Here is a 13,766-nt window from a genome sequence, read left to right on the forward strand (position 1 = left end):
CGCATCCCTTGATGGGTGTAGTCAATTTAAAATCTAAAATCCGTCTTGAAAAGTTTGCTCAACGGGGGAAACCCCGCACGCAACTTTTGTCTTCTCTACGAGAGGCTGCGCCCGACGCGAAGCGATGCCGCAGGCTTTACGACACGCTACGCGAACGCAAAATCTAAAATTGGTTGACTCAGTGAAATTTTCATTGCTACTATTGGTTGCTTGTGCATGAATTGAGATACGGCCTACACTTCATTGTATTTATGCATAATGACCCCAGTCCAGACTTGTTTCGCCCTATCAGCAGCGATCAGTTTCTCCCAGCAATTAGTCTCTGGACAACTCTAGGGGGTTTATTTCTCGTTGGTACTGTAGGTATAGCCTTGGTTTTGGCTGCGGTAACTCACTACAACGTCACTGTTACAGCACCCGCTACAGTTCGCCCTGCAGGAGATGTACGTTTAGTGCAAGCAGGTAGCGAAGGAGTTGTGAAAAAGATTGTGGTGAAAGAAAATCAGGTAGTGAAATCAGGGGATGCGATCGCCTATATTGATTCTTCGCAACTAGAAACTAAAAAAAGCCAGCTTTTAGGTACAATTCACCAGAATAATTTACAGTTATCACAAATTGCTGCCCAAGTCAAGACGCTACAAACTCAAATCGCTGCAGAATCTAATTCTATGCAACGAGCGATCGCGGCGGCGGCAGCTGACTTGAGGCGCAATCAACGAGATTATCAAGACCAAAAAATCACCACTTTCACACAAGTGCAAGAAGCTGAAGCCGCGCTGGAATTAGCTAAGGAGGAAATGAAGCGATATCAACAACTAGGAAATACAGGTGCGATCGCTATTCTGCAAATTAAAGAGAAAGAACAGGCTTATAAAGCGGCATTAGCTAAACTTGAACGTGCTAAAGCTGGGCTTAACCCCAGTAATGCAACGGTGACCATCGCTAATGAACGTATAGCCCAAGAAAAAGCTAAAGGGGAATCGACACTGGCGACTTTGAAGAAAGAACAAGCAGAACTAATTCGCCGTCAAGTTGAAATCCAAAACCAGATAAATAGTGACCAAAAAGAATTAACACAGGTTTCTACAGAACTGCAAAAAACCGTCATTCGTACCTCAGAGGCGGGTACGATTTTGAAGCTAGAAATTAGAAATACTGGGCAGGTGGTACGTGCGGGAGATGCGATCGCGCAAATTTCCCCTAATCAAGCGCCTTTGGTTGTGAAAGCCCGTGTAGCGGCGGCTGATATTAGTAAAGTGCGCTTATGTAAAACTACTCAGGTAACGCAATGTACCCAGGGTAAAGTCATTATGCGGGTTTCTGCCTATCCTTACCCGGATTATGGCACGCTCAATGGTGCGGTTCGAGGCATTACGGCTGATGCAATTACACCCCAAACTAATAGCAATGTTGCAGCTGTACCTTACTATGAGGTAACAATCGAACCAGATAAACTGGAGCTAATTAAAGGTAATCAATCCTATACCATTCAACCAGGTATGGAAGTAACGGCCGATATTATTGCCCAGGAAGAGACGGTATTGACATTTATGTTAAGAAAAGCCAGGTTACTCACAGATTTGTAGGCTGTAGTAAGCAATTTCGGATTTAAATTATCAATAATAAAATACTTACTACAACCCCACCGAAGTTATCAAAAATTTTATGATTTTTGGCTTGCTAAAAATTGCCGCAAACTCAATAAACTGAAAGTTTGTCCCAAATTTAACGGTAACAATGAGACTCCTTCTAAGCGGGACTGCACCCAACCTTCTCCCCAATACCATTCATGAAAACCATCAATTCCGCCACTCAGTAACAAGCGTAGACAATTAGGTTTCACCACACTTACTTGATGATGAATTTGTATAGGCCCTGTCCAGGTAGTAAACTGAAACCCGGACTGTAGTTCTTCTGGCATTCCAGAAGCAAAGCGTTGCCCTAAAAGCCATTTTTGTAATTGCGCTGGACGCAGCAGACTGTCATGGATAGAATTTGCTGATGCTTCGATTTCTATCCGCAGTTGACTTTTTTGAAAAGTACCTAGCATTTTTTAGGATGACACTGAGCCAAAATTAATTACTATTTTAGTAGTATGACAAATATAGAATCAAAAATCAGAAAAGAATTAGGATTTCTGCATTTAAATATCAAGCTGGGCAATCAATTATTTATTTTTCTCTAGCAGTTAAATTTGATTTTTGAAACCTGCTGCAGATAGGCAGAGTTTATATATTGATGTACTGTCGGGAAATCACTACCTACAGAACTTAGTATGAGAAAGATGTTTAAGTTTAGTTTAGATATACTAAGTTATACTAAATAAGAATTTAGTGTCCCAGCCTCATAGCAGAGGCGTTTAGTAACATACTATTTGGTAAGGTTTTTCATGGCGGATCAATTAATTCGCGCCACGGCCGCCGACGGTGGGATTAGAGCCGTAGGTGTGATCACTACGCGCCTCACAGAAGAAGCAAGACAACGTCACAAGCTATCTTATGTGGCAACAGCAGCACTGGGGCGGACTATGGCAGCAGGTTTGTTAATGGCTTCTAGTATGAAGCGGCCAGGCTCTAGAGTAAACGTCCGGGTGAAAGGTGACGGCCCCTTGAGTGGCATTTTGGTAGATGCTGGGTTAGATGGCACAGTGCGTGGCTACGTAGGTAACCCATCTATAGAGTTACCACCTAACGCTAAGGGTAAATTAGATGTTGGTGGTGCAGTAGGTAAGGGTTTTCTCTATGTTGTCCGGGATATCGGTTATGGCTACCCTTACTCGAGTACAGTAGAACTGGTTTCTGGTGAAATTGGCGATGATGTCGCCCATTACCTGGTAAGTTCCGAACAAACACCTTCAGCACTGGTTTTAGGTGTATTTGTGGGCGCAAATGGCGTAACGGCGGCGGGTGGATTGTTGGTGCAAGTGCTACCCAAAGCTGCTAGAGATGAAGCTTTAGTGGCAACCTTGGAATCACGAGTAGCTGCTTTATCAGGATTTACACCATTATTGCAAGCAGGCAAGACCTTGCCAGAAATCTTCACAGATTTGCTGGGAGATATGGATCTGAAAATATTTCCCGAAAGCCAAATTCTACGCTTCCACTGTGGTTGCTCCTTTGACCGGATGTTAGGAGCATTAAAAATCTTGGGAGAAGCTGAACTACAAGATATGATCGTGAAAGATGATGGCGCTGAAGCCACTTGCGACTTTTGCGGCCGAGTCTACCAGGCCAGCAGCGATCAGTTGGCTCAGTTAATTGTCGATTTGCAGACGGAATCTTCGGTCTCTGGTTAGGGTGTAAAACCACACTGATTTTTCCAATTGTTGATGGTATCTGTGGCGAAAGATAATAAAAAATGTAGCTTTTTAATTATGAGAAAGTTACTATGGCAACAATGGAATTATCGATCTACAACAGATCGCTATTCAATTATTTTGGTGTGAGAGATGACAGAGCGGGATATTACAGACAGTTGGTCCCGAGGCAGAGCCAGAGATCAGGATGAAATGGCGAGATTATCCGAAACACAACAATTCGGAGAACCTCATTTATTTAATATTCCAGCTACTGGTTCTAACTCTAAGTCAGTGAAGCGGCAAACAGATAATCATTCCGAAGAATTACCTTTTAATAATCAGTCAGAGAAAACTATTTCACCCAATTATGTATTCAGTAAATTGCCCCGCTGGATGCAAAATTGGGTGGTGTGGTTAGTATTATTAACTTTGATTCCTGGGGGGATAGGATTCCTGGCAATGGCAATGCTGTTAAAGTTGCCAACAGCCCCTAACTGCCCCAAAATCTTCTGGCCTTTGGCTAGTGAGTCGGTACGGCTACACTGCGCGCAGTTAGCGGCTTCTAAACAAACAGTCACCGACTTACTGCAAGCGATCAATTTAGTGAAGCAATTGCCCAAAAACCACCCCTTGCGGGGAGAAGCCGATCGCTTTATTGAGAGGTGGTCTAAGGATATTTTGCAACTAGCCGATCAAAGTTTTCAAGCGGGAAAATTAGATGAAGCGATCGCCACTGCCACAAAAGTACCTAACGATTTGCCTGCTTATAGCACTGTAGAAGAGCAAGTAGAGAAATGGCAGTCGATTTGGTCAAAGGCAGAGGGCATTTATCAAGAAGCGGAAGGCGAACTGCGGCAAAGAAATTGGCAATCCGCTTTTATGCTGTCTGCTAAATTGCTGCGTGTCGATAATAAATACTGGGCAACTACTAAATACGACGAATTAAATCGCATTATTGCCACAGCTAGGGAAGATGGCGAAAAATTAGCAAAAGCCGATAGTTTAGCTAAAAGTGGGGTAGCCGATCAGATACTCGAAGCCATTAAGCTAGCGGAGTCAATTAGTCCCACTAGTTACATTTATCAAAAAGCGCAAGAGTTAATTCCCCAATACGGGCGCAAGATGCTGGATTTAGCTCAGGCTAAGTTAGATAAGCGGGATGCAGATACAGCGCTAGATATCGTCCGCCAAATTCCAGAAAATACGGGATTGCAAACGGAAGTTGAAGATTTTATCAGCTTGGCTGAAGCCCAAAGAAGTGCTTGGCTAGGAACCATTGATGGTTTACAGACAGCAATTTCCCAAGCGCAACAAATCGATGCTTCTCGGGCTGTGTATGATAAAGCACAACAATTAATTGCCCGCTGGCAGTTGGAAATTGAAGATGTCGCCCGTTTAGATAAGGCGCGGACATTAGCTAGCCAAGGCACAATCAGCGATTTAAGTGCAGCGATCGCCCAAGCTCAACTCATTCCCACCGGTAACCCCCGTGCTAGCGAAGCCAGACAAGCAGCCGGACGTTGGCAAGCTGAAGTAGAGACGATCCAAGATAGACCTTTCTTGGATCGTGCGGATCAGATTGCATTAATGGATGATGTCAACTCCTTGCAAGCTGCGATCGCAGAAGCTAGCCAAATCCGTAATGGTCGGGCATTATACTCGGAAGCACGCAGAAAAATCCGTAATTGGACAGCAAAAATTCAGCGAATTGAAGACCGACCTTATTTAGATCAAGCAAAAGACTTAGCGCAACGAGGCGATTTAAATGGGGCGATTAATGCCGCTCAATCCATAGCATCATCCGGACGCGCACTTTCTGGCGAAGCCCAAGAAGCCATAGACGATTGGCGAGTGCAAATCCGCGCCAAAGAAAATTGGCAAAAAGCGCGGGATGCAGCTTTACCAGGTACAGCAGAAGCCTTGGTAAACGCTATACAACTGGCACAACAGGTTCCCCGACGCAGTATCTTACGCTTGGATGCCAATGTTGCCATTGACCAATGGAGTCAGCAGTTGTTAGATATCGCCCGTTCTCAGGGACAATCTGATATGTATCAAGGCATTGAGACGGCGAAGTTAATTCCTAGAGGGACTTCTGCTTATAGTGCCGCACAAGAGCAAATCAAGACTTGGCGGAACTTTCTCAATCCTGAACCTGCGCCAGCAGTGCCGGAAATTTTGTCACCTTCTCCAACTACGACAGGTCAGTAGGGATTGGGGATTGGGGACTGGGGACAAATCAATTCAAAATTCAAAATTCAAAATTCAAAATTAAGGAATTTTAGGGATTGGGGACAAGGGGAAGAAGGAGAAGTCATGACTTTTGACCCTTAACCCTTAACCCTTAACCCTTAACCCTTGACCCTTGTCCCTTGACCCTTGACATTGGACTCAGCTATTTAATATTTGCCGCACGACAGTTAGCGCTGAGTAACTTACTCCGGCTGTTCCTTCCCCGGGGTGGGTGGAGTCACCGACTAACCAGAGATGCTTAATTGGTGTGCGATTGGCAAAACCAAAGGGGCCGAAGGTGGGGATACGTTGACCGATACCGCCCACGATACCGCGATCGCGTGCTGTGAAATGAGCAAAGGTGCGGGGTGTGGCGGCTTCTTGGTGAATGATGGTTTCTGGTTTGAGGTAGAAGAACTTTGCTAGGCGGGCGATCGCTTCTTCTGTATACTGCTGTTTGAGTTCTTCGTAATTCTCTGTCTGCCACCACCTACGTGTATCTACAAAGGATGAAGCAATAATTGTGGCTTTACCTTCCGGGGCGCGACCATCTCCGGGATGGCTAACGGAGACAAATAAAGAATTGTTTTCGCCAATTGGGCCATCAGCATTGTATAAAAATTGCAGGTGCGGCGGGCATTCAGGAGGAATGGCGCTAGCATCTACACCTAAATAGACGACAAACGCCCCTGATGATGGGGGTAATTTTTCGACTCGCTGCTTATAACCTGATGGTGCTGCGTCGCCTAAAAGCTGGACGAGGTTTTGCACAGTGACATTAGTAATTATATGGTCGGCTGTTTCTGTCCAGACTTCGCCGCTTTGCTGATTGCGAATAGTGACGGCGTTGGCTTGACCATTTTCTACGGTAATTTTTTCGACAGTGTGGCGCAGCAATAATTTACCGCCATCTCTTTCCAAGGATTCTACCAGGCGATCGCTTAGAACTTGCATACTACCCTGGAGGTGAAATAATCCTTGGGGGAGTTGGGAGACACTCAACGCCGTGGCTGCATAAAGTAAGGCTGTTTCTTCTGCATTGACTTGGGAATACAGCTTCAGTTGTAAATCTAAGAAAGTCCGTAAGCGTTGATCGTTACCTAATCCATATAGCCGTAAAGCATCGCCCACAGTAAATAAAGTGAAGGGCACAGTAATTAATGTACTGGGACGTACCGCCTGAGTTAGCTGCCACAAATCCCATAAACTGCGTGGTGGTAGAACTGGATCGCGTCCTTGAAATTCCCAGCTAGCTTGAAATAAAGTTGCTAACAATTGCCAGAATGGTTCGCTACCTGGAAATTGTCGTTGTCGCTCTTCTCGCCATTTTTCGAGATCGCGCCAAACGTTGATTGGTGTTGATTCCCCAGGAAGATAAACTGCACAAGCCGGATCGCAAGGTGTGGCTTGTGGTAAATCTATTCCCAATTCTGAGAAAATCCGGTGATGAATCCCCCCAGGTTCTAAACCAGCAACTTGGGTTGCGCCGACATCAAAAGTAAATCCTCGGCGTTTAAACGTAGAAGCACAACCCCCAGGTACAAGGGCTTGGTCTAAGATGAAAACGCTGTAACCTTTATGGGCTAATAATGCGCCAGCAGTTAGCCCACCTATTCCTGCACCGACGACAATGACACGAGATGCTTTTTTGTCAAGCGATAGACTGGGCATTGAGACTTTAGTTTATATTTCTTAATATTATTCTTAATTTTAACAAAAGTGGTTCTTTCGCCAAGCTATAACCCAAGGTTGTATCAGCTGCAATTTGCTAAGGAACAGTGATTGTGAGCTTAAATCAGCTAATTGCCTGTTTTACTTTGGGAATACTGAGAAGAGTTATCCCAGAGGAGTGATAAAAATGGCTGATAATCGTCTCAGTGCTAACTTTTCCCCTGCTGATCGGGAAGCGGTAATGCAGGCGATGTCTACGACAAGCCGCTTCGCGTCTACGCAACAATTCGCGAAAAGTTACCGTTTTTGGTAGATTTGACAACGGATGACCGACGCAAAATTTTAAAGATGGGTGATAAAAGTCGCGCCTTTGTTAGCAAAGCGTTGGAAGTTGCGACACAAAACCCAAATTTTTTACCTCGTTCCTTTGATGTAGAGGAGATGCGCCGGGATGTAGCGCTGTATGAGGCTTTGTATCCAGTACTTTTATCCCTGACGCAACTGCAAGAACTCGTGGATGATACCTGTATCACTGCGGGTAGTGAAGCATATACAGCAGCTTTAGCAGTTTACAATTACGCTAAAACTAGCAGTGATGTTGCTGGTTTAGATGCAGTCATCGATGAGATGGGACGTAGGTTTACTCGCAGTTCTAAGAAGAAGAAAAGCGCAACAACTATCAACTAAAACAAGGGCGAATCGGTGTAGGGTGCGTTATGGACTTTAGTCCTAACGCACCACCAGAGATTTACGGTGCGTTACGCTAACGCGATAACACACCCTACCAAACTTGAGGCTTTGAGGCTGAAGCTTGAGGTTCTAAGGCTGAAGCTTGAGGTTCTGAGGCTGACAGTTGAGGTTCTGAAGCTGAAGTTTGAGGTTCTGAGGCTGACAGTTGAGGTTCTGAGGCTGACGCTTGAGGCTTTGTGGCTGACAGTTGAGGTTTTGAGGCTGACAGCTAAGGTTCTGAGGCTGACGCTTGAGGCTTTGAGGCTGACGTTTGAGATTCTGAAGCTGACAGTTGAGGTTCTGAGGCTGAAACTTGAGGCTTTGAGGCTGACGTTTGAGGTTTTGAGGCTGACGTTTGAGGTTTTGAGGCTGAAACTTGAAGCTTTTTAGTATCAATAACACTATTTAAGAGTGAATTTGCGTACAATTACTAGCAAATATCGTCTAAATATCTCATACCGTTTCACTTTAATCATGATTTCTATACATAGGTGAGGGTTTAGCTGTGCTCATACGTGTCAACTTAACGTGAAACCCTCATCAGGACTTGATTTTGCTTCAAATCGCCTACCATCAAGATCCCCGTTACCCCACCCCAGTTTTGTCTAAAGCCAAAACTTCCCCTCCCCTTGGCAAGGGGAGGGGTTAGGGGGAGGGGTAAAAGGCTTGTGGGATAAGCGTTTGAACTTAAGTTGACACCAATGAGCAGTGCTAAACCCCTACGAAGAATCTATATGTATCAGGATTTTGGGGAATTGGTATGAGCTACCCATATCTATCAACACAATACAACATACAACAGCTATGAGCAGCAAACCTGGAATTCTCATCAAGCAGCCTGTTTCCGTCTTTAGCAAGCGTCTTAATGTTAACTTCGGGAGTGGTTTTACAGCGCTAACCAAAGCTGTAGTAAATGGGTTGACTGGTAATGTTAGCAACGTACCCGAAAATTTGGTAGAGATGGGTGCTGCTGTTGGCTTGGCTAAAGAACCGGGAGAAATAGCTTGGTTGTTAATTTTTCGTTCTTTAATTCAAGCAATGGCTAGTTTAGTAGATGATAATCAGGATTTACTCAAAAAAGTTGATAATGATGATATTGAGACTATAGTTAAACACCGTTTAGAAAATTGTCTCCAAAATTTAGAAGCCACAGAATTAACAATTGACAGCAACTTTTTTGCTCATCCTGAAGAACTAGCTATTGTTTTAGCCATCAAAGAACCTTTTCGCCAGTGGTTAACAGAATTTGTCTCTACACCAGCACAAGCAGAAGCAATTAGTAATCGTCTTCCTACAGAGTTTGTCTATTCACTCATTGAAGAATGGAAGAAAAATAGCGATAAATATACAGTTTTACAAACTGAACTAAATACCCCGTTTATTAAAGCAAGCGAAAGAGAACAAGCTTGGCAACGTTACTCTATATGGTTACAAAAACAAGTTAATGAACGGATGTTTTCTGAAGCTTTTAGTCTAGAACAAGTTTATGTTCCCCTCCGCACTTACTATGAACGCAAAGTTGAAATTAAATATGATGATGATTTTATCAGTGGACTAAGAGAAAGTTATAAACAAGATAAAAGAAATGAGAGAATTGTAGTTGATTTACAAGCAGAACTCCAAACTTGGTTAGACGAAGCTGATAAAAATGATGCTATCCGGGTAATTAGTGGTGGCCCAGGAAGCGGTAAATCTTCCTTTTGTAAAATTTTTGCAGCTATACAGGCAAAGATAGGTAAAATTTCAGTTTTATTTATTCCCTTACATCTGTTTGATCCAGAAGATGATTTAGTTAATGGCATTGGTAAGTTTATTAATGACTTGCGTGATATTCCTTTACCTCCCAATCCTTTGGTTAAAGACAATACAGTAGAAAAATTACTAATTATTTTTGACGGTTTAGATGAATTAGCTATGCAGGGCAAGATGGGTGAGGAAGTTGCCCAGAAGTTTATAAGTGAAGTACAAAGACAAGTCAATGCATTTAATCATGTTCAAACTCGCTTGCAGGTTTTAATTAGTGGGCGGGAATTGGTTATACAGAAGAATCAAAGCGATTTTCGTAAACCTAAGCAAATCCTTAATGTTCTTCCCTATTTTTTAGATGAAGAGGAAATAAAAGATAATAATTACATTGACAACCAAAATTTATTAAAACAAGACCAACGCCAAATTTGGTGGTGTAAATATAGTCAAGCAAGCGGCCGAGGATATGACAGCTTACCTGAAGAATTAGACGAGGGACATTTTAGAGAAATCACATCCCAGCCTTTGTTAAATTACTTGATCGCTTTGAGTTTGGTTCGTGGTGCAGTTAAATTTTTCGATAATAGTAACCTCAATGAAATTTATGCAGATTTGCTCACAGCAGTTTATCAGCGAATTTGGGCTAATGATAACCCAGTAATTAAGGGAGTGGCAGAAAAAGATTTTGTTCGCATTCTAGAAAGTATTGCGGTTGCTGCTTGGCATGGAGGAGATGTCAGGATAACAACAGTTACAGAAATTGAAAAGTATTGTGACCGCAACATTCTAGAACGAATATTAAATATATTTAAACAAGATAAAAAAGCTAGTTTAGCTCGTCTATTAACAGCCTTCTATTTTCGTCAACGTGGACTAAAAGGTCGTGATGATACTTTTGAGTTTACTCACAAAAGCTTTGGTGAATATTTAACAGCAAGGCGTATTGTTCAGGAAATAAAAATTATCAATAACCAGCTAAAAGCTAACGAAGAAGACTCAGATTATGGATGGAATAAGCTACAAGCTTTAGAACGCTGGGCCAAGTTATGCGGTTCAACAGCTATGGATGATTATATTTTTAAATTTATTATCAATGAAATTCAATTGCAGCAAGATAAATATCAGGTTGATATTGCTGAATGGCAACTGACAATATGTGACTTGATAAGTTATATGTTAAAAAATGGAATGCCGATGGAGAAGTTGCAGTTATCCACTTTTCAGGAAGCAAATTGGCAAGCACGTAATGCTGAGGAGGCATTGTTAGGTGTTTTGAATGCTTGTGCTAGAGCGACACGCAATGTTTCTCAGATTAAATGGCCTTCTCCTGAAGCTTTTGGTAATTGTGTTTCTCGCCTACGTGGGCAAAGAGTTGATAGTCATATTCATAGTGAGATTTTTTGCTTAAATTGCTTAAGCTTTTTAGATTTGCAAAATAGTATTCTACAGTACCAAGATTTGTACGAAGCGAATTTTAAAGAGGCGAATCTTAAAGAAGCGAATCTGGTAGGGGCAATTCTTGAAGGGGCGAATCTTGAACGGGCTTTTCTTAAAGGGGCGAATCTTAAAGAGGCGAATCTTTTACGGGCAAATTTTGTACGAGCGAATCTAGAAGGGGCAATTCTTGTGCGAGCGAATCTGGTAGGGGCAATTCTTAAAGGGGCTTTTCTTAAAGGGACAATTCTTATACAGGCGAATCTTGAACGGGCTTTTCTTAAAGGAGCGAATCTTTTACAGGCAAATCTGGAAGAGGCGATTCTTGAACGGGCAATTCTTGGAGAGGCGAATCTTGAACGAGCTTTTCTTGCACGGGCATTTCTTGGAGAGGCGAATCTTGGAGAAGCGAATCTTGAACGAGCAAATCTGGAAGGGGCGTTTCTTGAAGGGGCGAATCTTGAACGAGCAAATCTGGAAGGGGCGAATCTTGAACGGGCTTTTCTTAAAGGGGCAAATTTTGAAGGGGCAAATCTTCGCGGTACCATTCTAGAGGGCAAAATCTAAATCCACTCGATACCCTGTGCAGCTAAATATTTCCTCGCACCTTCTAAAGCCTCTTTCCTCAAAATAATCTTCACATCTGGCTTAGTGAGATACAAACGAAACCGCTGCACAAATAATTGATTAGCCGGCTCAATTCTCCTAATCACACCCCAAGGAATCAACAACGCCGGAAGCCCAAACCTAAACAAAGCAACAATACTCACATACAGCCCTTGGGGAGTAACACCAACATTTAAAGTTCCTTTGTAATACACCAAACCCACATGACCATGTTCAAACCGTGAGATATTTGCTGGTGGTGGTTCCTCAGTGCGGTAAAGTTTCGCCAAATCATTCCAGTCAACGCGGAACATAAAATTCAAAATCACCATGAAGAGAACATATAAAGCGATAAATGTAAGATTCCAGTGATGTGACATTTGTTCGGGAAGGATAAAGGATGAAGTATAAAATTAACCCACTAATAAAAAAAATGGATGATGAATAAGGAAAAATTTTATTTTTCGCCCATTAAAGGCGTAAATGTAACGAGAAGTACCCTTATGGGGAAGCAAGCTAGGCGGTAGCGTCTTGTAAAAAAGTTCAGTTTGTAGAGATTCTTACTTCAGACTTCATCCTTTATCCTTCTCCTGCGGAGACGCTACGCGAACTTCCTTCCTAGATAAGATAGAGAAGTAAGAAAGCTTTCTCTCTGTCCTCTTCACCACTCACTACTAGCAATGACCTCAACCCTGGTAAAATTTCCTCGTCTCAATGCTCCAACACTACACCAGCTACCCAACGGTTTAACAATAGTAGTGGAGCAAATGCCGATTGAAGCCGTTAACTTAAGTTTGTGGATTAAGGTAGGCTCGGCGGTAGAATCGGATACCATTAATGGCATGGCTCACTTCTTAGAGCACATGATTTTTAAAGGCACAGAACGCCTAGCTAGTGGCGAGTTTGAACGTCGCATTGAAGAACGGGGAGCCGTTACTAATGCTGCGACTAGCCAAGATTACACTCATTACTACATCACCACTGCGCCCAAAGATTTTGCCGAACTTGCGCCACTACAAATAGATGTAGTATTAAATCCCAGTATTGATGATGACGCTTTTGAACGGGAACGCTTGGTAGTGCTAGAAGAAATTCGGCGTTCGGAAGATAATCCCCAGAGGCGGACTTTTCGGCGGTCGATGGAAATGGCGTTTGAACGGTTACCTTATCGCCGTCCAGTATTGGGGCCAGAATCGGTAATTTCCCATCTACAACCTCAGCAAATGCGGAATTTCCACGGGAGTATGTATCAACCCCAGTCAATTACCGCTGTGGCTGTCGGAAATTTACCGACAGCAGAATTAATTGATATTGTTGCCCAAGGAATTGCTGAAGCTACTAGTAACAAAAATGCACCACTTCCTGCTTACCACACACCACATCTGCCCGAACCTGCGTTTACAGAAATAGTCCGTCAAGAATTTATTGATGAAAGTCTCCAGCAAGCCAGGCTAGTAATGGTATGGCGAGTTCCAGGGTTGCAATATATTGATGAAACTTACGCACTCGATGTTTTGGCGGGAGTTTTAGCCCACGGACGCACATCAAGGCTGGTACAGGATTTGCGAGAAGAACGGCATTTAGTGTCTTCGATTTCTGTAAGTAATATGAGTAATCAACTGCAAGGCACATTTTATATTTCCGCCAAGTGTGCAGTAGAAAACTTACAAGCAGTAGAAGAAGCGATCGCACAACATATTCGCATTTTACATACAGAACTAGTCAAAGAATCAGAAATTGCCCGTGTACGCCGACGTGTAGCCAACCGATTTATTTTTGGTAATGAAACACCAAGCGATCGCGCTGGCTTGTATGGTTATTATCAATCCATGCTAGGAAATTTAGAACCAGCCTTTAACTACCCCGCAAACATTCAAGCCCAAGAAGCCACCGACTTAATGCAAGCCGCCCAACAATACCTTTCTCCCGATGCTTATGGTGTAGTTGTCATCAAGCCAGCATAGGGCATAGGGGATGAGGGGAAAAGGGGAAAGGGAAAAGGGAGAAAAGGGGAAATAACAAACATCAATTACCCATTACCCATTACCCA

Annotated in this window: 9 protein-coding genes and 1 pseudogene; 7 read left to right on the forward strand and 3 right to left on the reverse strand. The window is 43.1% G+C overall.

What is annotated here, in order from left to right:
• The first annotated feature begins 251 nt into the window (after positions 1-251).
• Complete coding sequence (locus tag AACU25_RS26270) at positions 252-1,586, forward strand: HlyD family secretion protein (RefSeq protein WP_096580708.1); 1,335 nt, start codon at positions 252-254, stop codon at positions 1,584-1,586.
• A gap of 77 nt (positions 1,587-1,663) precedes the next feature.
• Here the strand turns inward: AACU25_RS26270 and AACU25_RS26275 are convergent, their stop codons facing one another.
• Complete coding sequence (locus tag AACU25_RS26275) at positions 1,664-2,050, reverse strand: hypothetical protein (RefSeq protein ID WP_096580710.1); 387 nt, start codon at positions 2,048-2,050, stop codon at positions 1,664-1,666.
• Between the two features lie 339 nt (positions 2,051-2,389).
• Here AACU25_RS26275 and hslO point away from each other — a divergent pair, with 339 nt between their 5' ends.
• Together hslO and AACU25_RS26285 are read left to right on the forward strand one after the other, a co-directional pair.
• Positions 2,390-3,295, forward strand: a complete 906-nt coding sequence (gene hslO / locus AACU25_RS26280) for an Hsp33 family molecular chaperone HslO (RefSeq protein ID WP_096580712.1) — start codon at positions 2,390-2,392, stop codon at positions 3,293-3,295.
• A gap of 153 nt (positions 3,296-3,448) precedes the next feature.
• Entirely contained in the window at positions 3,449-5,509 is a 2,061-nt protein-coding gene (locus tag AACU25_RS26285) for a chromosome segregation ATPase (protein WP_096580714.1), read from the forward strand.
• 180 nt (positions 5,510-5,689) lie between these two features.
• On the opposite strand, the gene crtD is transcribed toward AACU25_RS26285, so the two are convergent.
• Positions 5,690-7,201, reverse strand: coding sequence for a C-3',4' desaturase CrtD (gene crtD / locus AACU25_RS26290; protein ID WP_096580716.1), 1,512 nt, complete (start codon positions 7,199-7,201; stop codon positions 5,690-5,692).
• Between the two features lie 187 nt (positions 7,202-7,388).
• Here crtD and AACU25_RS26295 point away from each other — a divergent pair.
• The 3 genes and pseudogenes from AACU25_RS26295 to AACU25_RS26305 all read left to right on the forward strand — a co-directional run bounded on the left by AACU25_RS26295 (position 7,389) and on the right by AACU25_RS26305 (position 11,677).
• Positions 7,389-7,888 (forward strand): annotated as a pseudogene (locus tag AACU25_RS26295) (hypothetical protein).
• Positions 7,889-7,954: 66 nt separating this feature from the next.
• The gene (locus tag AACU25_RS26300) at positions 7,955-8,320 is read left to right on the forward strand and encodes a hypothetical protein (RefSeq protein WP_190445780.1); all 366 of its coding nucleotides are present in this window, start codon (positions 7,955-7,957) and stop codon (positions 8,318-8,320) included.
• A 414-nt stretch (positions 8,321-8,734) separates the two neighbouring features.
• Positions 8,735-11,677 carry a pentapeptide repeat-containing protein gene (locus AACU25_RS26305; protein ID WP_096580720.1) on the forward strand — a complete coding sequence of 981 codons (2,943 nt, stop codon included), beginning with the start codon at positions 8,735-8,737 and terminating at the stop codon, positions 11,675-11,677.
• Here AACU25_RS26305 and AACU25_RS26310 read toward each other — a convergent pair.
• The gene (locus tag AACU25_RS26310; protein ID WP_096580722.1) at positions 11,674-12,096 is read right to left on the reverse strand and encodes a hypothetical protein; all 423 of its coding nucleotides are present in this window, start codon (positions 12,094-12,096) and stop codon (positions 11,674-11,676) included. The genes AACU25_RS26305 and AACU25_RS26310 overlap by 4 nt on opposite strands.
• 300 nt (positions 12,097-12,396) lie before the next feature.
• On the opposite strand from AACU25_RS26310, the gene AACU25_RS26315 reads away from it, so the two are divergent.
• Positions 12,397-13,680, forward strand: a complete 1,284-nt coding sequence (locus AACU25_RS26315; RefSeq protein ID WP_096580724.1) for a M16 family metallopeptidase — start codon at positions 12,397-12,399, stop codon at positions 13,678-13,680.
• Positions 13,681-13,766: the final 86 nt, after the last annotated feature.

Source organism: Tolypothrix tenuis PCC 7101, from assembly GCF_963874875.1.
GTDB lineage: Bacteria > Cyanobacteriota > Cyanobacteriia > Cyanobacteriales > Nostocaceae > Aulosira > Aulosira tenue.